The 18359-nt window shown below is 52.4% G+C and carries 20 protein-coding genes and 1 pseudogene; 9 read left to right on the top strand and 12 right to left on the bottom strand.

The features are described from left to right. Positions 1-10 precede the first annotated feature (10 nt). The 4 genes and pseudogenes from ABTV22_RS27450 to ABTV22_RS27435 all read left to right on the top strand — a co-directional run. On the top strand, positions 11-628 hold the full coding sequence (locus ABTV22_RS27450; RefSeq protein ID WP_433737450.1) for an invasion associated locus B family protein: 618 nt from the start codon (positions 11-13) through the stop codon (positions 626-628). Then, entirely contained in the window at positions 625-1104 is a 480-nt protein-coding gene (locus tag ABTV22_RS27445; RefSeq protein WP_433737449.1) for an invasion associated locus B family protein, read from the top strand. Before ABTV22_RS27450 ends, ABTV22_RS27445 begins: the two co-directional genes overlap by 4 nt. Positions 1105-1432: 328 nt before the next feature. Further along, positions 1433-2665 (top strand): EAL domain-containing response regulator, encoded by a 1233-nt coding sequence (locus tag ABTV22_RS27440; RefSeq protein WP_433737448.1) that lies wholly within the window; start codon positions 1433-1435, stop codon positions 2663-2665. 16 nt (positions 2666-2681) lie between these two features. Beyond that, positions 2682-2842 (top strand): annotated as a pseudogene (locus ABTV22_RS27435) (IS5/IS1182 family transposase); the annotation flags it as partial. 99 nt (positions 2843-2941) lie between these two features. On the opposite strand, the gene ABTV22_RS27430 reads toward ABTV22_RS27435, so the two are convergent. Continuing rightward, positions 2942-3082 carry a hypothetical protein gene (locus tag ABTV22_RS27430; protein WP_433741549.1) on the bottom strand — a complete coding sequence of 47 codons (141 nt, stop codon included), beginning with the start codon at positions 3080-3082 and terminating at the stop codon, positions 2942-2944. Between the two features lie 487 nt (positions 3083-3569). Between ABTV22_RS27430 and ABTV22_RS27425 the strand changes: the two genes are divergently transcribed. The 5 genes from ABTV22_RS27425 (at position 3570) to ABTV22_RS27405 (ending at position 10200) form a co-directional block, all read left to right on the top strand. Further along, positions 3570-4220: a response regulator gene (locus ABTV22_RS27425; protein WP_433737447.1), complete on the top strand. Its 651-nt coding sequence runs from the start codon at positions 3570-3572 to the stop codon at positions 4218-4220. Positions 4221-4339: 119 nt separating this feature from the next. Further along, a complete protein-coding gene (locus tag ABTV22_RS27420; RefSeq protein WP_433737446.1) occupies positions 4340-8110 on the top strand; it encodes an ATP-binding protein in 3771 nt (1256 codons plus the stop codon). Between the two features lie 464 nt (positions 8111-8574). Beyond that, on the top strand, positions 8575-9315 hold the full coding sequence (locus ABTV22_RS27415; RefSeq protein WP_433737445.1) for a hypothetical protein: 741 nt from the start codon (positions 8575-8577) through the stop codon (positions 9313-9315). Positions 9316-9424: 109 nt separating this feature from the next. Next, entirely contained in the window at positions 9425-9655 is a 231-nt protein-coding gene (locus tag ABTV22_RS27410) for a hypothetical protein (protein WP_433737444.1), read from the top strand. 182 nt (positions 9656-9837) lie between these two features. After that, positions 9838-10200: an NUDIX hydrolase gene (locus tag ABTV22_RS27405; RefSeq protein WP_433737443.1), complete on the top strand. Its 363-nt coding sequence runs from the start codon at positions 9838-9840 to the stop codon at positions 10198-10200. 327 nt (positions 10201-10527) lie between these two features. On the opposite strand, the gene ABTV22_RS27400 is transcribed toward ABTV22_RS27405, so the two are convergent. From ABTV22_RS27400 to ABTV22_RS27350, 11 genes are all read right to left on the bottom strand, one after another. Beyond that, positions 10528-11229 (bottom strand): hypothetical protein, encoded by a 702-nt coding sequence (locus ABTV22_RS27400; protein ID WP_433737441.1) that lies wholly within the window; start codon positions 11227-11229, stop codon positions 10528-10530. Then, complete coding sequence (locus tag ABTV22_RS27395) at positions 11226-11414, bottom strand: hypothetical protein (protein WP_433737440.1); 189 nt, start codon at positions 11412-11414, stop codon at positions 11226-11228. The genes ABTV22_RS27400 and ABTV22_RS27395 overlap by 4 nt, the downstream gene beginning before the upstream one ends. Positions 11415-11417: 3 nt before the next feature. Further along, positions 11418-11903, bottom strand: coding sequence for a hypothetical protein (locus ABTV22_RS27390; protein ID WP_433737439.1), 486 nt, complete (start codon positions 11901-11903; stop codon positions 11418-11420). After that, complete coding sequence (locus ABTV22_RS27385) at positions 11900-12088, bottom strand: hypothetical protein (RefSeq protein ID WP_433737438.1); 189 nt, start codon at positions 12086-12088, stop codon at positions 11900-11902. The genes ABTV22_RS27390 and ABTV22_RS27385 overlap by 4 nt, the downstream gene beginning before the upstream one ends. Positions 12089-12553: 465 nt before the next feature. Next, positions 12554-13504 carry a hypothetical protein gene (locus tag ABTV22_RS27380; RefSeq protein WP_433737437.1) on the bottom strand — a complete coding sequence of 317 codons (951 nt, stop codon included), beginning with the start codon at positions 13502-13504 and terminating at the stop codon, positions 12554-12556. Continuing rightward, entirely contained in the window at positions 13494-13763 is a 270-nt protein-coding gene (locus tag ABTV22_RS27375) for a hypothetical protein (protein WP_433737436.1), read from the bottom strand. Before ABTV22_RS27375 ends, ABTV22_RS27380 begins: the two co-directional genes overlap by 11 nt. Further along, the gene (locus tag ABTV22_RS27370; RefSeq protein WP_433737435.1) at positions 13760-14230 is read right to left on the bottom strand and encodes a hypothetical protein; all 471 of its coding nucleotides are present in this window, start codon (positions 14228-14230) and stop codon (positions 13760-13762) included. The genes ABTV22_RS27375 and ABTV22_RS27370 overlap by 4 nt, the downstream gene beginning before the upstream one ends. Beyond that, positions 14227-14697 carry a hypothetical protein gene (locus ABTV22_RS27365; RefSeq protein ID WP_433737434.1) on the bottom strand — a complete coding sequence of 157 codons (471 nt, stop codon included), beginning with the start codon at positions 14695-14697 and terminating at the stop codon, positions 14227-14229. Before ABTV22_RS27365 ends, ABTV22_RS27370 begins: the two co-directional genes overlap by 4 nt. 97 nt (positions 14698-14794) lie before the next feature. Then, positions 14795-15166 (bottom strand): hypothetical protein, encoded by a 372-nt coding sequence (locus ABTV22_RS27360; protein ID WP_433737433.1) that lies wholly within the window; start codon positions 15164-15166, stop codon positions 14795-14797. 427 nt (positions 15167-15593) lie between these two features. Then, on the bottom strand, positions 15594-15881 hold the full coding sequence (locus ABTV22_RS27355) for a hypothetical protein (RefSeq protein WP_433737432.1): 288 nt from the start codon (positions 15879-15881) through the stop codon (positions 15594-15596). Positions 15882-16140: 259 nt separating this feature from the next. After that, complete coding sequence (locus ABTV22_RS27350; protein ID WP_433737431.1) at positions 16141-18357, bottom strand: hypothetical protein; 2217 nt, start codon at positions 18355-18357, stop codon at positions 16141-16143. Positions 18358-18359: the final 2 nt, after the last annotated feature.

Genomic DNA, 18359 nt, shown 5'->3' with positions numbered 1-18359 from the left:
GGAGTCAGAAGTGCCAAAACATATTTTTCGAATCTCTGGTGCGGTGGTTGCGCTTGTACTCGCGACCACCATGGTGCCGGTGGTTGCAGAAGAGGCGGTGCCTCAATCCGCTCCAGCTACACCAGCTACACCAGCTACACCAGCTACACCAGCTACTCCGGCTGCTCCGGCACGGGAGGCCTTAGGCGACTGGTCTGTTGGTTGCGCGACGCCGGCGGTGGAGCAGCCAACCGATAAAATATGCACATTTGCCCAAGAGCAATTCGAAAAACAATCACATCAGCGTGTGCTCGGGCTCGAACTGCAGCCTGACGGCACCGGCGCGAAGGGCGTCCTTGTCCTTCCGTTTGGGGTGGATGTCCAGAAGGGCGTTACGTTGCAGGCGGATGAGGGCAAACCTTTCAGTGTTTTGCGCATCAGTCACTGCCTGCCGATAGGTTGTGTGCTCGAAGTAAAGCTGGATGCGGTCAAGATGGCGCGGTTGGAAAAAGGTAACGCTCTAAAAGTCAACGCCACTATCAACGGAGGCAAGCAAGTGTCTTTCGACATTTCACTCAAGGGTTTCAAGAGCGCCTTCAATCGGACGAAAGTGCTAGCAATGTCCAAACAAGAAAGTGGTGAATCATGAGCAAGTCCCAGAGCAACACCCTGTTGGGAGAGGCGGCTCAGTTGCGAGAAGTTCATGATAACTGGATATTGGCTTTTGCAACGCAAACGGTCGATGGAGTGGTAGGTCAGCGCGGCGTTCTGATTCAGGAACAGACCCATCAGCCTTCGAACCAGCGTGTGCTGAGCATCGAGTTGTGGCCCGAGGCAGCGCAGTTCAAGGGGGCGCTGATGTTGCCTTTTGGCCTGGCCTTGCAGGAGGGCGTGACCCTGTGTGTAGATGAGGGCGTACCGTTTACCCTTCCGTTTCGCACGTGTCTGGCCGGTGGTTGTGTTGTGGATGTTGAGTTCGATGAAGGCGTTAGTGCGCAGCTAAGAGTGGGCGACACACTCATGGTGACGGTTGTGACAGCCGATATCGGTAAAGAGGTAGCGTTTGCAATTCCGCTGAAGGGATTATGCAGTGCGCATGATCGTCTGCTGGGTCTGCTCCAGTAGTCTTCAGATACATCCAGAAAAGTATAGGGTCAAGGATGGTTGAGCGTTACCCACTACAGCATGGCCATGAAAAAAAACGCTCGTGTTCCTGGATTGCTTCACGCTGACTAATCAGTGTTTTGATGCGCGCTGCTTAAAATAAACCAGAACTAATTTTTGGCGTCTACTTCTAATCAATCGCATGCTGATAGAGCACTTTACCTGATGGGTGCAGTGGAGTTGTCCGGGGCTGTCAATTTGGGGTCTGTCCAATAGAAAATAGCTGGCAGCGTAGTTAATTTATTGATGACCAACGGCTAAGGACTGGCGCTAACGAAGAGACAACAGAATGCGCTCACTTAATGTTTTGGTCCTTGAAGACAATGCTTTTCAGCTGATGGCAATGCATCATATGCTCAATAGCATTCAGGTCTTTAATGTTCGGACAGCCTGCAGTCTTGAGGCAGCGCAACAGACGGCGGCCATTCGAGGTATAGCCGATGTTGTTATATCTGATTTGCAGATGGATGGTTTCGATGTCTTCGAGATGATCCATTTTTTGGCCGAAAACCGATTGGCTCGTGCGCTGATCATTCACAGTAACTATGACCAAAGTGTGCTTGATGGTGCGGCCAAATTAGCTAGGTCGCAGGGCATCCATTTACTGGGTAGTTTGCAGAAACCTGTGTCGACCGAGACATTGTGTTTGCTCCTAGAGAACTATAAAGATCATATTCAGCATGGAGTTAATTCGTTGCTGCTGGCGCAGGTGTCGGAGTCGTTATCACTGGAAAATCTGCATCATCAGGCTTCTGGTCAGCGCGTTGGTGGCGCTGGGGTGATTGAGCAATGGATCGCTTACTACCAGCCCAAAGTCAATCTTGAGGGAAAGTTACTGGGTGTTGAAGCGCTAGTCCGTTGGCAGCACCCTCACCGAGGTTTGTTGTCGCCCGGCAGCTTCATTAAAGCGGTGGAGAATGCCGGACTAATTGAACCGTTGACCTGGCGCATGCTGGAGTTGGCGTTGGAATTATCCGCTCGTGTATTGCGCGAGCTTGGTGAGTTCCTGCCGGTCTCGGTGAATATCCCTCCTTCGATGATTGAGGGGGATAATTTTGCGCAACAAGTATTGGCGCTGTTGGTGCGCTTCGGGTTGCCCGCCAGCGTGCTCACTCTGGAGGTCGTCGAAAGCCAGGTTTCGCAGGCCACGGCTACTCACTTGGAAGGTTTGTTACGCTTGCGTATGCAGGGCTGCCAATTGTCAATTGATGACTTCGGCATCGGCGCCTCGAATATTCAGCGCCTGCTGCAATTGCCGTTTTCCGAGTTGAAAATTCCTGCTGAGTTCGTGACCAATATGGCGAACGATGAGCGTAAGGCAGCAGTGGTCGCAGGGGTCATGATCATGGCGCGAAGGATGGCATTGAATGTGGTGGTCGAAGGGGTGGAAACGGCCTGTGACTATCGAGCCTTGCAGGCGTTGGGTAGTCTGGCTGTGCAGGGTTACTTTATTGCACGCCCGATGTGCGAGGCTGACCTGTTGAACTGGATCAGCGAGCATCAAAGTGTAGAACTCAAGTAATCCAGTGTTACTGCAGATAGAGACAGTGGCCAATGTTGCAGATATCACACAGGTCGATAAGCTGCTGCACGGCGATGAACACGTAGTCTGTGCCGATTATGGTTATACCGGAGTGGAGAAGCCCCCGGCCATGCAAGTCGCTAGGCCAGCTGGCAGCTTGGCGCCCGGCGCAACACCTTGGTCCGTCCCAGGCTGTGTGGACACTGGCTTAAGGTGGATAATGTCCACCGCAAAGAATGTTCATGGCACAGATCGGACCACGTTATCCCGAGTCTTTCAAGCGCGAGGCGGTAGACAAAGTGCTGCCGGTACGCCGATTCGTCGGGTAGCCGAGGCGTTCGGAATCGCTGAAAGCTTGCTGACAATCCGAAGCGCCAGTACGACCAGCAACGTGAATTGCGGGGACAATTCGGTCATGGAAAGTTTCTTCCGCCCGCTGAAGACCGAGCGGGAATACCTGACGCATTACGCCAGTGACCAAGAGTCGTATTACATCCGCTTTTACAATAACCGTTGTCGCCAATCAGCACGGAGCTATCTCAGTCCAATGAATTTTGAGTGGCGCAACGCGACGAGTAGCTCTTCACCCGTTTTGAGTTACATTCCGTGCGCAACTGTAAATGCCAATTTCAATCATTCAATATTCCTTGAAAAACACCAACCGATCTAAAACACGGCTCAGTCTCGAAGGCGCGCGACTTTAAGGGCGCCATGCGAGAAGCCCGGCCAGGTTTTCTCGTTTTAAATGTAACAGTGCTTCTGGCGCATTGTGGATAGCATCGCCATGACAAATATGTAAGCTAGGGAGAATTTATTTTATGTGCATATGGACGATTAAGAAAATGCTCTGGCAGAACTGAGAGCCAGGGCACCCCTACGTGTAGCGACATCGAGATGATAGGACATGTGTATCTTCAAAATTAAAGTGGTAATAGCGGATGATCACCCGGCAGTTCTGATCGGTATGAAACATGTGCTTGCCACGAAAAGAACGCTCGATATTGTTGGCTCTGCGACGGACTCGACGCAACTTATGTCCATACTCGATCAGCATTCTTGCGACGTACTGGTTACGGACTATGTAATGCCGGGTGGGAAATTCGGTGATGGTACCCCTCTACTCGCTCTTATCAAGCGTCGGTACCCGAAACTTAAGGTTGTAGTGTTCACTATGCTCGATAATCCCGCGACCACTCGAAACCTGATACAGCACGGTATCAGTTGCATTCTCAGCAAAGCGGATCCTACGGAGCACATAGTGTGCGCCATCCTTGCAGCCTATGCAGACAAAAGCTATTTCTCTCCACTCATAGACGAAATCGTACAAAGACTGGGCATTAATCAAGACACAAATGACAGCTTGCCGGCACTCTCCAAACGCGAAGCGGAGGTGATCCGGCTGTATGCCTTAGGCTACACAATCAGCCAGATTGCAGAACAGTTACATCGTAGCAAGCAAACCATTAGCTCACAGAAACAACGAGCCATGCAAAAACTTGGGATCCAACGCGAACCAGACTTATTCAAGTACGCGATGGAAATCGGGATAATCTGAATGTGATAGCCTAAAGATTATTTCGTACCGAATGTTCGGGTCGATTGAAGCTTTTATGTGTGATGGGAGTCCACCATCTCTCGGTAATGTCTTGTTAGCGACATAAGGGAAAGGTGTATTTGAACAAAGTCACAATTGGCGGCAAGCTACTTCTTCTTGTCGGACTACTGTCCACCACCACGATAATTTCCGGTCTGGTGGGAATAAGCGCAATGTCCGATGAGAAGGCACGATTAAAATCAGTTTATGAAGACCGAACCGTTGCGCTGGTACAACTGGGAAAGGTCCTGTATGACTCTCAGTCGATACGATATCTGCTTGACCAGGCGGGTGATGAGCAGTCATCGGCTAGCCTTGCCAGGACGCTCGACAAAATTGAGCGTATTGCGGCCAGACGCGAGGAAAATTGGCAAGCCTATCGGCGCACGTACCTGACTGCCGAGGAAATAGTACTGGCCGATCGAGTTGACGCCGACAGACAAAAACTCGCGACCGCACGTAGCCAGATCATCGCCGCTTTCCGCAACGGCGGCCGGGTCGCGGGTATGGTCGAGGCACAGAAAGCCCTCTTGGCTCACCCCTTCAGTGCCTTTCACGCCGACATGGGCCAGTTGATCAATCTACAGGCCCACATTACCCGTGAGAAGTACGACGAAGCACACCATAAGTACGTTCAGCTTTACATCTATACCGTCATAATTGTCCTAAGTAGTGTCCTGCTTGGGGTCTTGATTTCCTTGCTGCTGGCTCGTTCGATCACCCGCCCGCTCCACGTCGCGATTACCATTGCCAATCGCCTTGCAGGCATAAACCTCGCGGGCGACCCGTCTGTTGCCGGCAAAGATGAAACCTGCCAGTTGGTCCACGCCCTTACCCGGGCGCAGTCTGCTCTGCGCAATATGGCAGAGAAGATAAATACGCAGGTGGCGCAACTGGAGGGAATGTCGAACGCACTGCTACCGGCTGTCTTTCAGTTACGCTTATCTGCCGACAGAAGGATCAGTTACAACTTCATAAGTAACAGTGTCTTGCCGATTCTAGGTGTTTCCGCAGACGAACTGCGAGCTGACCCTGCGGCACGCTGGCGCCATGTGCACCCGGACGATCTGGAGCTGGCACAGAGTGCTTTCACGGCCTCGCTGCACAGGGTGCTGTCAGGCGAGGAGGGCGCCTCTACAGAAACAATCAGCCGAGTAGTGGTTGATGGTGAAACTCGCTGGGTGCTGGCGAACGTGCGCGTGAGCACTGATTTGGCCGATGGTGCAGTTATCTGGAACGGCTACTATCAGGACGTCACAGAGCAGCGCCACGCACAGAAACTGCTGCAGGATGTGGTTGACGGATATCCCTCCATAGTACTGATCAAGGACCTGAAAGGCCGGCACCTACTGACCAATCGGGCATTTGACCGAGTATTCAATCTGCCAGCGGGCGCTGCGCTGGGGGAAACGGATTATTTTTTATTTCCGGACGACGTGGCAAGACGGCTACGGGCAAAGGATAAGGAAGTGATCAGGAATGTCGAAAGCCAGCAGTTTGAGGAGGAAATTCCGAATCAGAATGGAAGTTATGTGTCGCTGACCACTAAATTTCCGCTGACCGATGACGATGGAAAACCCTACGCCTTGTGCGTGATTGCGAGCGACATCTCCCCGCGCCGGATGATGGAAAACGCTCTGCGTGACAGTGAGGCGTACAACAAAGCGCTGTTTCAGGATTCCCATGTCCCAATGGTGGTAGTGGCGCCGGAAAGCGGAACTATTACTGATTGTAATAGGGCCGCCGTCGATATCTATGGTTATGAGAGCAAGAGCGATCTCATTGGCAAGACAATACTTGATGCCTCGATGCCTCAAGAATACACATGGACTGCAGCCCTTCAACAACAGGCTATCGCTTTTGAGAAAGGGCTCAACGTGTTCGAGTGGCGCCTCCAGCGACCAAGCGGTGATATCTGGCACGCTGCAGTGCATCTGACGACAATATGCCTTGATGGCAAGCAACTGCTGCAGGGTACCCTCGAGGACATTACCGTACGTAAGTGTGCGGAAAAAGCTCTTCAAGCAGCCAAGGAGGCTGCCGAAGGGGCCGCGCAAATGAAGTCCGACTTCCTCGCTACGATGAGTCACGAAATCCGTACCCCATTAAACGTCATACTGGGTAACCTCGAACTACTCGAACACTCAAATTTGTCTGACCTACAGCGTGATCGGTTACACACCATCACGACATCGTCGTGCTCACTGCTCAACATCATTAACGATATTCTGGACTTGTCCAAGTTCGAGTCGGGGTGGTTAAGACTGGAAAACGCCACTTTTGATATCATTGATATGATTGAACAGGTGGCTGCAATGTTTGCCCCACTTGCGAGAGGAAAAGGGCTTGTACTCTACTTAACGATCGAGCCAGAGCTAGAACGCCTATACCACGGGGACCCGACGCGAATTCGGCAGGTTGTTGAGAATCTCCTCAGTAACGCGATCAAGTTCACCCAAGAGGGCAAGGTGACTCTGGCGCTGCGGCTTGCACAAGAAGCCGTGCATGGATCGCCGCTCATCATTAGCGTAAGCGATACCGGCATTGGTATTCCTGCTGATCTTCAGCGCAAAGTGTTCCATAAATTCACTCAGGCAGACTCATCGATAACTCGCCGTTTCGGTGGGTCAGGTCTGGGACTCGCTTTGTGCAAGCGGTTGACCGCGTTGATGGGCGGTTATATTTCCCTTGAAAGCATCCCCGGCCTTGGCAGCAAGTTCTCGGTGTACTTGCCGATACCGATGGACAATGCCACAAGTGATGAGCCACCCCCTTTTGCGCCTGGAACAGGTATCGCACTTGTAGGTAAGTCGCCTGAATGGCATTCAACAATCAAACCTCACCTGTTCAAGTGGGGGCTCGACGTATTCACTGCTAGCTCTCCGGAAGAGTTGACCATCGCCCCGATTCCAAAGCTTATTTTTGGCGGGAAAAGCCAATGGCATACGGATGATGAGGCGGCTGCGGCGCGGAATACCTGGGAGATACACGTAAGCTGCGACGGTCCACGCACTCCTATAGCAAGCGGCAATCAGCTATCAGTATCCTGTTATTCCCTTGCCGGTCTCAGGTCAGCCATTGCACTTGCAGTGGATAATCCAAACAAACGGATACAGTCTCTCCCGGCGGTCACATTCGAATGCGCCACAGACAAACTACAAGTACGAGTGCTCGTAGCAGAAGATCATAAAGCAAACCAAATACTAATCGGCGAGCAACTTGAGTTGTTAGGCTTCAAGGCTGACTTCGTCGAGAACGGTATTGCCGCGCTCAAAAAGTTTAGCGAGCAAAAATACGATATTGTGCTGACTGATCTGTCAATGCCAGAGCTCGATGGATATGGCTTTGCAGCTTGTCTTCGCAGACAAAAGGGTTGGGTACCTATCATAGCAATCACGGCCAATACGGCAGCTGATGATCGTCGTCGCTGCGAAGAGGTAGGTATCGACGACGTCATACTGAAGCCTATATCTCTTGCTGAACTGGATATCGCAATACGCAAGAATCTGGGTGGTAAACCCAATGTCATTCCAGTCTCGAGCCCCACGAGCGAACGCGACACTGTAACAAGCAGTCCTCTACCAACTGACCTGTATGATGCAATGATGACAACTTCATCGAAGTCTCTGGCCATCATTCGCACTGCACTTTCATTTGGCGATGTGAAACAGGTGCTGACGCAACTGCACTCCATGCAAGGTGCTTTCATGATGGTGCGCGAACCTAATATCGCAGCGGCCTGCATTGAGCTGGAAGCCATGGCTAAAGCGAATGATTTCGCGGCATTGTTCCATGCACTCACCGACTTCGAACACCGGCTGCATTTAACTTTGGTGAGACGCAAACCCTGATTCATTACTGAAACGTAACGGCCTTCGATAGCGGGCAGGTAACGAACGATAGCAAATGTCGACCGTCGCCCCCCGCCGGCTTTGAACGTGGCGAGTCGACCCAAAACGCTCAGGACACTTATTCATTCCTGTTTTTTAGCCGTTACGAGCACTTCGCTGTGGTTATTTCCCACATTTTGGACCATAGAGCGGTATCTGAGGTGGTTCCGCCAGAAACACGAAAGCCGCGCATTGCGCGGCTTTGGAGTTGGTGGGCCCACACGGACTTGAACCGTGGACCAAAGGATTATGAGTCCTAAAAATGGTCACCAGAACGCCACGCAACTACGCGTAAAGCGTGCTATTTCAAAGGTTAGCTGTAGTTGCTTGGAGTTGCAATGCACTTGGTTTGAGGTACGTTACGTACCTCGCGACGTACCTCATGCAGCTCTTGGCTAACACCGTATTGCTCGAAAGGAATGAAAATGGCATTCGAACCGACCACACCCGAAAACAAACATCAACTGACGAAAAAGCAGCATTTCCACATGAGGGCGATCCTACAGCGTTTCACGGACGGCACTAACCTTGTGGAGGTGACTGAAAGACCGTCTGGCGCAGTCAGCTGTTTAAGTGTCAATAACCAAAAATTCATGGGTAAACGAGCATGGTCACAAGAAATTGAATCGGGCATAAGCGGCCCTATCGAAGCCGCATTTTTGAAAGAAGTAGATCGCGTTGAAGCCGGGGAAACGGTTGAAAATCATGGCGCAATTTCTGATTACCATTTGCTTTGGACTCTTCGCCACCACTTCGCATTGAACCCGCTGGATGAAGCCGAGGTAATCCCCGGAATGCAGCTCCACATGGACGTCGAGCTAGAAGAGCTTGTAGAAGCAATGCACAAACTCCCAGTCAGGGATGGCGGAAAAATCGCTGGCCGATTCGCAACAACCTTGGCTATTAAAGAGCTGCTAGCAGACCCTAATAATGTGGCTAACTACGAGGGAATCTACTGGAATGTAATCCGCTCAGAAGACAAAAAATTCATATCGGCAGATCAATACAGCAGTCAGCTTTTACTCGTAGTAAACCCCTTTTTATTGCTGCAAGGTTGCCGAGAGGGGAGATCTCCACACACCGCTTCGACTGAGGAAGTAGAAATCTATAACCAGGCATCAATCAAGCAAGCACAGCATTTCACATTTGGCTCGCCCTCCTCTTAAAGAGCCTCGCCGATCCCGATTCCCACGGTGGACTACACTCAACGGTGCGCCGATTTCCCATTTGCAGGGGCGCTCGCCAAATTCCTGCTAAGTGCGGAGCACCGCCATCATGCCTTCCCTGAACCTCGACACCGAAGCTCGCCTACAGCTTGTCGCTGCCATCACCGAAGCTAGTGAAACCATCAGCATTATCACCCTGCCGTCCGGGCAACAACTTAGGTTGTTCAACCACTGCGGTCACGTCGCGATTGAAATGATCGCTGATGATCTGCTCGACGAGTCGGTCGATGTTTCGTTGCAGGTGCTGCAAGACCTGCAAAAGAATCGAGACTGGCAATAGGTAGAAGAAAGGCCCGGACTGGTTCCGGGCTTTTTTACAGTCGGCTTTAATTGCCTAACGCTTAATGTGACCGGTCGCAAAGGGGAGGATGCATTAAGCTCTAAGGATTGCATTCGTCAGTCTGTCGTCGATAAAAATGACATTTTTGTTACGATTTAATGACATGTCTCGTGGATCAAAAAATGAAAGTCAGAGCTACTGTCATTTGCGAGAAAGACAGGCATATATTGCTGGTTCGCAAACCGAAGTCTAAATGGGCTCTGCCAGGTGGCAAGGTTGAGATTGGGGAAGGTATTGCTGGGGCTGCTGTTCGAGAACTCGAAGAAGAAACGGGACTGAACGTCGATCAGCTTCTGTACATATTTGAGTTCGAAGTAGGAAACATTCGCCACCATGTTTTTGAAGCCTCCGTCTTGGATGCGGAAAGCGCAACGCCTCAAAACGAGATTTCCGAGTGTATTTGGTGTTCGCTCAGCTCGATCTCTGACCTGGATACAAGCGATGCAACAAAGTCAATTGTAAGGGCTTTTTCGCGCCGTCTTTGACATCCATGATTTCTAGTTCGAGCGCATAGGCCCGTTTCGACGGGCCTTTTTACAGAGGGCGTTTGCGCGACAAGGCTGGCTTATTCCATCAAACATTGCACAAGGATAGCGGTCGCGGCCCAACCTGATAAAAGGATCGCAATCCCAAGCGCGATGGCGAGAAGCAAAAGTCGTTTCCACATACGCCCTCCAGCTTCGATTCAACAATGCTTGAGCAGCGGAGCAATATCTAAGCCAGAGTGATACGCCGGTGATACAGCCTGTTGCGGCGGTGCAACTGTCGCGATTCCCCAAAAGCGGGTGGGAATACGTTCCCGACACCGGGGGCTAGATCAGGTCACGCCCGTTTCTCGATAAGCGTCGGCACAGTTCGACTGCCGTGGGTTTACGGGCTGTCGCACTGGGTTGACGCTGACCGTAACCTTGCTCGGCACCGCTGCCCGCGTAATTCGTAATGCTGGATTCTTTAGTTTGCCGGATCAGGGCATTGTCCTGACGCTGCTCTTCGGTCAAAGGCAATTCGGCTACCCACCTATCTCGGTCTGGATCTTCGGGCGGCTGATACGCTGGCTCAGGCGGTGGGGTATATGGCGGTGTGGGGTTCCGCCAGTCGCAGGCCTTTTGCGGTGTCATTGGCTCGACGGGGGTGATGTCACGTGGTGCCACGGATGGGTCGGGGTGCAGACCGACGGCCAGGGCATAGGCTACGCGCCGCGCTGATTCCATTGGGCTCAAATTGTTTACGTTTATTTGCGTGTTGTTCTGCACAAAGTCGGCATCATCTTTTTGCGGCGCAGGCATCAGACGCGAAAGGATCTGTGTGTAAAAAACTGTCTTATTGTCAGCTGCCCAGGCGAGCATTCCCTCTGTACTGCCCAGCCCCTCGAATGTGGCCATAATTGATCCAGCAAGCTCGCTGCTGACCAACTGACGCTGACCTCTATCGAGGCTCTTGCCTCCCGCGACTCTGCCGCCTGTTTTCGCAAGGCCCCGAGGTCGACCGCGTGGCTTGCCGGTGGGGGTGGTCATTTTTCACCATCCTCAACCAGAGTAACGGTCACGGTTCGCAGGTCGTCGCCGTCATAAGTAAACCTAGCTTTGGCCGGTAACGCTTGCTCGGGGCGTGGCTGCTCATGCAACCACATGGATAGCGTGGACACGATGGCCCTGGCCTCTGCCGCTGGCTCGGTGCTGCTGAAGGTGATGGTCGCCATGGGTTACTTCACCTCATCGTTGCCGTACAGTTTGCGTGGCGTGCCGGGCTGGTATTCACGAGCCTCGGTTTTGTAAGCGATGTCCAGTTCTGGCAGCACCGGCGACTCGGTGATTTCTCGCATGGCGATGGCTTTCCCGGCACCGTCGCGGACCATTTCGACCTTCAGGCCATCAGATGTTTCGACCCACAAAATTTTATCGGCACCGTCGCGATGGATAATCATGCTCAACGGATTCTTCGGTGCAGTCTTTTGCACGGCTGGTAGCTGGCGGTAATCACTGACAGGTTCTGGCCGATTGAAATCATCCATCAGGCGCCGCACATGCGGCGGTGGCTTTACTGGTTGCTGTTCCAGTGCAGCATCGACACGCTCTTGCACCAGCCGCTCAATCGCGGCTGCCAGATCGTTGGAGGCGGGCGCTACGGGGATTCTTTCCGGTGTTTGCCGTTCCATCTGACGCTGTAACAGTTTCAACTTCGGGCTCATAACGCAGCCGCCTGATCCAAAAGATCCTGAACTTTTAACTGGTCGCCGCCATGCCAGCCGTGCAGCTTTAACATGTCATTGATCTTGGCCAGCAACTCCTGGGCATCACCCCTTAGTTCCAAGCGAGCAGCGGCTTCTCGCGCTTCAAGAATAAGTGGATGTGACCCGCTAATATAATCGCTCATTATGCTAACCCCAATTTGATAGTACGCGTTGCGGCTTGGGCAATCGCGCTGGACGCGTTAGTAGTGACCGAGCCGAACTGGAACTTCTGCACAGCCTGAAATTGAGCCGGGTCAAAAACAAGCGCACGGGACGCGGAGGTTTGGTATGCGATTACGTTTCCCGCAGTATCGTAGGCTGGCACTACATTAGTTGTCCCATCGATGCTGATAAACAAAGTCAAACTGGCATGCGTCCAGGCGGCGGGCATGCTTATGCATGACAAAGTCAAACCTGTAATGTCCACCAACTCACTCAGCCCCGACGCGGCGGTGGAAATATCCACGCTAGCGAAAGTTCTGCTTGATGGTGTACCGCGCTTTACAGTAGCCATTTTTCAATTACTCCCCTTAACTGGTTTAACCTTCTGGCGTTTAACCTTGCGCGCCAGTCGCCGGTCTATCTTTTTCAATACTTTGGGTTGCATGTTAGTTGCCTCTCATATCCAGAAGCGTGCGGTAGCGTGCTTGAAGAGCACTATCAGCGAGCCACTCTTTCCGGTTAGTGCGCATCACTTTCTCACACTCTGCAATTTCCTGGGCGATACCGGCTCCAGTAGGTAAGTTGTGTGCCCCGGTCGCGGCGTCGAACATGGCAGTGATAAATTCCACCGTGTTGCGCATATGAACATAGGGTGTTCCATTCACCGTTGTAAACTGATCGAAAAATTGTTGCTCGTTTACTGGGAGGCGGTTGAAGTAATTCTGTGCTACTTCGATATTTTGCTGAAAAGTGTAATCCCCCCAACGTTGTTGCAGTACCTGCATTGTTCTGGCGAGTGCCTGCTCATTAATTTTAATGACCTTGTTGTAATCAGCATCCGAAAGGCTATTTAGAATAGCCTCAGTGGAATTAGAGGCCCTCCGTGGCACTGGCTCACTGCGAACTTGTTGACTGTTTAAACGTTTGTTGAGCTTTTCCAGCCAAATTAAAGAATTATCAAGGAACTGTTGCTTTTGCTGTTGCGTACCGGCCAGACCCTGTAAGTAATTGCCAAAGGACTCGGCCAGCCAGTCGCCAGTTTCGTTATGCAGATCAAATTTATGTTGGCGTTGAACTTGCCGCGCTGGCTTCGTCGCATTGTCCATAAAAAACGTGATGGCCGACTGAATCAAATGCGACGGGTAATTCAGTTTCGTGAAGTCGGACAAGTAGGCTCCACCGATCTCCGCCAATACGCCTTGAATCTGTTGGGGCGTAGTGCCTGCCGCCACGGGCGAGCCGAAAAGGGTTGGCCCTGACTGATGGTGTTGATCCTCGCGCAGAATCTCATTATTGCCCCAAGTATCTGGCGTTGGCGATAAAGGCGAGAGCAGGGGTACGCCGGGATTGTACGGTTGTATGTCAGTATTGTCGTAGAGATCGATGTCATTGCTCATGGCTGACTCCGTAGTCGCGCAACAGCGCATCGGCACCGTCCCCGAGATAACGCTCTACGTCTTTAAAACTCTCTTCGCACGGAAACATTTTGGCTTCGCGTACGATCAACTGAATCATATGATTTTTGCCGTGAAATCGAACACCATCGGCTGTCAGGGACTTAATGGCATCATCGATTTTATTTACGAACATCAAAATTGCCTCGCCAATCGCATAAAGGTTCATGAACCTCTTATAAGTCGGAAGTGGGATGTTCATAGCGACTCCTTGATTCCGGCGCGGGCAACTTGCTGGCGCATCGTCAGCCATGGGCGCATGCATTGTTTATGCAATAAAGAGCGATGCACCGGCAGGCCGTGGATATCTTTTTCGGGGACCAAGTCTATATAAGCGAGCCGCTTACTATCTTGTAGGCACCACCGGCATTGCGTATTGCTGGTGGGGAAATGCTCAAGCCGGTAGCGCATTGCCTCGATAGTTTGCGGTGTAGCGAGTGACACCAGGGACCAGTCACCGGTTGTATTTTTCCACAAGCCAACTTCCCTTTTTAACAGTTCAGTGTGTGTTGTTTCTTTTTGCAGATAGTGAGTCAGTTCCTCAAGGGAAGGTGCACTGTCACCCATGGAGTGCGCGATAAAACCCACAAGCTTATTGAGGGGGCCGCGATAGCTGATGAACTGAATCGCGCACTCTTGAACATGGGCATTAACAAGTCCCGTATTCATGTCCGAAGGCTCGCGTGTTGTAACAGTTCTTGCAAACAGGCCGCTTGCGATTGGGCGCGCTCGATGATGACTATGCCGTCACTATTGCGAATCGCACTCCAACCGGTTTCCGGTCCTGTGTAAACTAACCGATGGTTGCTGGGAAGCATTTCACCGACGGCGCACAACATCGCTGGCAGCCGGGTTTCAGACAATAGATGAACTTCGACGTAACCCGATCCGGCCTGCAAGACCAAGTAGCGACGGTGATAAGTGCGCGCAGCGTCAATGAGGATCAACTCATCGTAGGGAAGGAAACGATGCGCCACCACGGCATAGAAAGAACTTTCTTCCAGCCGCTCCAGCGGTGTACCGGCGGGCACGACGATGCGCCAGACGTTCCCAACCTGCTCGCGAAGTTTGGCGTCGTCATACTTTAAACTGACGACGGGTTGACGACTTTCGATTGCGACATCTGATCGAGACACTTGTGGATACTCCAACTGTTTGGTAGTTGGATGTATTGCAGCACTTTGCGCGGTCGCTGTTAATGCCGGTATTGCGAAAACACTGCTGTTTCAAGTATCACAACAACAGTGTATTTAAATAATCATCAATATAACGCCAGCTGGGGCTATAGCCGATTGTTGCCTGTAGTTGTTTCTTCCCCCACTCGGCACGGCTACGGCGGCTGCCGGTCCATTTCTCCAGTTGCGGACGATGGTCATGCACCAGATCCAGTACAGCGGCTTCCAAGTACATGACCTTAGTGGCACCGGCATGACGAGCGCGGGACTTCATAGCCTGGGCCTTGATGGGATCTTGTTGCGCAGGTTGTTTGGCCCGTAGGCTTACCAGTTCGTCGAGCAGAACTTCGGTGCGCTGCCACAGCTCGGAACCCAGCCGGCGTTTGCGGTTCTGGTCGTCCAGCGCAGTGGACTCAATGACAGTGCTCATAACCGAATGCCCTTCGCGAAGTGCTGGCGATATCCATTGAAGACTTTGTGGCCGCGTGGCTGCCACTCGAAGTCCCGGTATCCAGGCCTCACAGTATCCAAAAGCGTGGTCAACCTTGTAGTTCTCATTTCAGCCTCCTGAGCGCTGGCTGGCGCCGTTTTCTTAGTCCTTGCCATTGCATAACACCACCTCAACCCCTGAGCGCCTTGCAGGCGATTTGGCGTTACGGCGTACCTCAAAAGCGTACCTCGCGTGGCTTCCGAGCCCGCCAGCAGGGCATGACACACGGATTCACTATCCGTTTAAGGTCATTCCCAACGACCGCAGTGGCTCTTCATGAGCACCAGCAATGCCTCTTTGCCCTTGGTTTTCTCTGGTATGCCGTTTCTTGAGAATTCTATTTGTCTGTCTGTCGCTACCATTTTTATCAAAGCAGACTCCGTTCCTTGGTTAAGCGCACTAACAGCGCGGCATAACTCTCACCGGGGTGTTTGATGGCCGTTACAGCAGCAACCTCTTCAGGTGACAACCAGAAGTAAACCGACAGCCAGCCAGCGAGTCGCCTTTGCTGGCGTAGGCTACGCATCCGCTTGGCATCCTTGGTCCGGGGCTTCGGCGCACCAATCAGCCAACCCATGGCGAGCAGTCGCTCGACTTCTACCGGGTTGCTGATCGTCCGCGCTTGCGATGGATGTACCAGCAGCTTCGGTTTCATTTCACAGCCCTCCACATACCCAAAATTCCAGCTGTCAGTCTTTTTTCCGAATCTTTTCGCGCAGAATCCGAAATTAGCTAAAAACACCGTTAAAACCCCTATTTATATAGTTTTGTGTTTTTTTTTTTTTTACAGACAGTAGTATGAAACCCCCGGTGTAGAGCGGCTGGTGCTGTCAGTAAATGCCCTCCGACTGTCAGCTGACAAAACTCAATCGAGGGAAAACCGTTTACTGACAACTGACACCGTTTACTGACAGTCAATCCAGTAGGGAAACCCAGTCATCGTCACCCTTGACTGCCATTCCGCTAAGCACCATCACCTCGACCAGCGCTTCCATTTCCTTGCGCGAACAGGTCATAAACCGATACAGATCGCGCATGCTCATCTTGTTACCTTTGGTCTTACTCAGCTTGCGGGCGATACGTTTGGTTTTGCGTTCAAAATCACTGCTGGCGAGGGAGCCGCTGACCCTGTAGAGCGTTCCCCCGACACTCCATGTCATGAACGCCAAGGCTTGCTGGTATTCGGTCATACCTACCACCTCGCGCCCATCACCGACTGCGAGGATCGCAGCGATCTTGCTGACATACTGTTCGAACCTCGAATACAGCTCGCCGTATTCCTCCTGCTTCCTGTCGAACATGACTGGCCCCAAGGCCTCCAGCGCGGCCTTCACCTCGGGGCTGAACGTGATGCACCGACCAAACCCATGCACGTCGCCGATAAGGTCGCTCATGCGACCAGCACGGAAGAACGCATTGAGCTTGTCCTTGAGCGCTTTGGGTACGGTGGTGTCTGTCTTGTGGTTACTGCTGTATTGAGGATCGTCCGGCAGGCTGACGAAAACGAAACGGTTTAACGTACCGTCTTCGAGGTGCTTGGTTTGCAGCACTTCCCATATCTTGGTGGTGGTGCCACCCAGGATCTGCACGAAGGGATTGTCCACCGCAGGCAGGGATTTCTTTTCGTCTGCATACGGCTTCGGCGGCATCCGGTCGCCGTCGAAGGCTTCCAGAATGGCGCGGCTCAAGCCCGATCCGTTCGACGAATCACCTTTGAAGCTCTCGAACTTGTGCGCCAGTTCATCGACACGGATCAGCACGTTGGGCGTGACGTTCAACTGACGGCGCATGGCTGCTTCGGATGCCGGGAAGTCGGCTACACAATCCTTGGCATCGATCTCGGATAACAACCCGAGGCCCGCTTTCATCGCTTCGGTCTTACCGGTGCCAGTGCCGCCCACCAGGGCGATGTACAGGTTCAGGATGCCGCCTCCTACAGTGCAGTAGGGGCCGATCAGGCAGGCCATGGTAGACAGTGCCACGGCGTAGGCGAACTCCTCTCGCGGTGCATGGGACGCTTGCATGATCCAGCGGGCGATATCCCCTACCAGCCCTGGCGCCTTGTCGAATAGTTCCATGGGGAAGAGAGGAGGGCCGTAATGCTTGGGTGCAGTAGCTACGGTGGGTTTCCATTTTTCGCTGTAGCCGATCAAGGCCTCGCGCTGGCCAGGTTTGGATTTAGGGTAGGCCTTTTTGATTTGATCCTTGGCGTACTGCAATGCCTTGTCTTCGTTGTTGTTGCGATGATTGAGACAGACTTGCCAGATCGGCCCCGGCGCCACCATGGACGCCAGAATGTCCTCATCGGCGCGGCCAGCGTCGAAGGCTTTGATGATGAGCCCGTACAGGATGTTGGAGTGGTCTATATCACCCGTTCCGTTGACCAGATGGCGCTCATCAGGTGTCAGGCTGAGACGGGCCCAGTCAAAGGCCGTGCCTGCTTCCAGATCCGGGGCGGGTGGCGCGGCTGGTTTATCTTCAAACTTGTGCATACCCCATGATTCGATGGTCCGTAGATCCTTATCAGATAACCTCGCAATTTCTTCTGACCGGATAGTGTCAAACGTAACAGTCAGGAAACGTGGCGCGGTGCCGATATAAACTTCACAGTGGTCGCAGTCCTTGGGTTTGCAGTCGAGCGTATCCTGATGTTCTTTTGTCCACTTAGTCGGTGCCCAGGCAAACATGCGTACGCCTTTCTTGGACGGCGACTTTTCGGCATAGGTTTTAAGCGGTGGTACAAAGTCGGCAGTTACATCGTCGAAGTCAAAACCTACTAAAGTCCAACCGTTTACCTCGACGCCACCAGTGGTGACAAAGCCAACACCGGACAAGCCGTACACTTCGTTAACGAATCCCATTGCGTCAGGCAGGTTAGACCAGTCTTTTGGTTCGCCGGTGGATAAATTATACCTTTCATCCTTTGCTGGGATCTTGTCGAACTTCTCGCGCTTGGTGTTGTAGGAAAGTTTGTAGGGCACCCATCTATTGAGTGAGGCCAGCCCTTGAAAGATTTTGCCCGTATCCATATGCAAACCCCCACGGTATTGCTTTTTGCGACCGTGGGCATATGATTGACCCACGGCGCACTGTGCTGGTGCCAAACTTAAAGCCTCTTCGATCACCATCATCG

The organism is Pseudomonas putida (assembly GCF_050990305.1).
GTDB lineage: Bacteria > Pseudomonadota > Gammaproteobacteria > Pseudomonadales > Pseudomonadaceae > Aquipseudomonas > Aquipseudomonas putida_AH.
This window is presented reverse-complemented; position numbering and strand designations above follow the sequence as displayed.

What these genes read in the sequence shown, in the direction of transcription:
- ABTV22_RS27445 (WP_433737449.1), top strand. Translation starts at nt 625, where the DNA reads ATGAGCAAGTCCCAGAGCAACACCCTGTTGGGAGAGGCGGCTCAGTTG.
- ABTV22_RS27440 (WP_433737448.1), top strand. Translation starts at nt 1,433, where the DNA reads ATGCGCTCACTTAATGTTTTGGTCCTTGAAGACAATGCTTTTCAGCTG.
- ABTV22_RS27430 (WP_433741549.1), bottom strand. Translation starts at nt 3,082, where the DNA reads ATGACCGAATTGTCCCCGCAATTCACGTTGCTGGTCGTACTGGCGCTT.
- ABTV22_RS27425 (WP_433737447.1), top strand. Translation starts at nt 3,570, where the DNA reads ATGTGTATCTTCAAAATTAAAGTGGTAATAGCGGATGATCACCCGGCA.
- ABTV22_RS27415 (WP_433737445.1), top strand. Translation starts at nt 8,575, where the DNA reads ATGGCATTCGAACCGACCACACCCGAAAACAAACATCAACTGACGAAA.
- ABTV22_RS27410 (WP_433737444.1), top strand. Translation starts at nt 9,425, where the DNA reads ATGCCTTCCCTGAACCTCGACACCGAAGCTCGCCTACAGCTTGTCGCT.
- ABTV22_RS27405 (WP_433737443.1), top strand. Translation starts at nt 9,838, where the DNA reads ATGAAAGTCAGAGCTACTGTCATTTGCGAGAAAGACAGGCATATATTG.
- ABTV22_RS27400 (WP_433737441.1), bottom strand. Translation starts at nt 11,229, where the DNA reads ATGACCACCCCCACCGGCAAGCCACGCGGTCGACCTCGGGGCCTTGCG.
- ABTV22_RS27395 (WP_433737440.1), bottom strand. Translation starts at nt 11,414, where the DNA reads ATGGCGACCATCACCTTCAGCAGCACCGAGCCAGCGGCAGAGGCCAGG.
- ABTV22_RS27390 (WP_433737439.1), bottom strand. Translation starts at nt 11,903, where the DNA reads ATGAGCCCGAAGTTGAAACTGTTACAGCGTCAGATGGAACGGCAAACA.
- ABTV22_RS27385 (WP_433737438.1), bottom strand. Translation starts at nt 12,088, where the DNA reads ATGAGCGATTATATTAGCGGGTCACATCCACTTATTCTTGAAGCGCGA.
- ABTV22_RS27380 (WP_433737437.1), bottom strand. Translation starts at nt 13,504, where the DNA reads ATGAGCAATGACATCGATCTCTACGACAATACTGACATACAACCGTAC.
- ABTV22_RS27375 (WP_433737436.1), bottom strand. Translation starts at nt 13,763, where the DNA reads ATGAACATCCCACTTCCGACTTATAAGAGGTTCATGAACCTTTATGCG.
- ABTV22_RS27370 (WP_433737435.1), bottom strand. Translation starts at nt 14,230, where the DNA reads ATGAATACGGGACTTGTTAATGCCCATGTTCAAGAGTGCGCGATTCAG.
- ABTV22_RS27360 (WP_433737433.1), bottom strand. Translation starts at nt 15,166, where the DNA reads ATGAGCACTGTCATTGAGTCCACTGCGCTGGACGACCAGAACCGCAAA.
- ABTV22_RS27355 (WP_433737432.1), bottom strand. Translation starts at nt 15,881, where the DNA reads ATGAAACCGAAGCTGCTGGTACATCCATCGCAAGCGCGGACGATCAGC.
- ABTV22_RS27350 (WP_433737431.1), bottom strand. Translation starts at nt 18,357, where the DNA reads ATGATGGTGATCGAAGAGGCTTTAAGTTTGGCACCAGCACAGTGCGCC.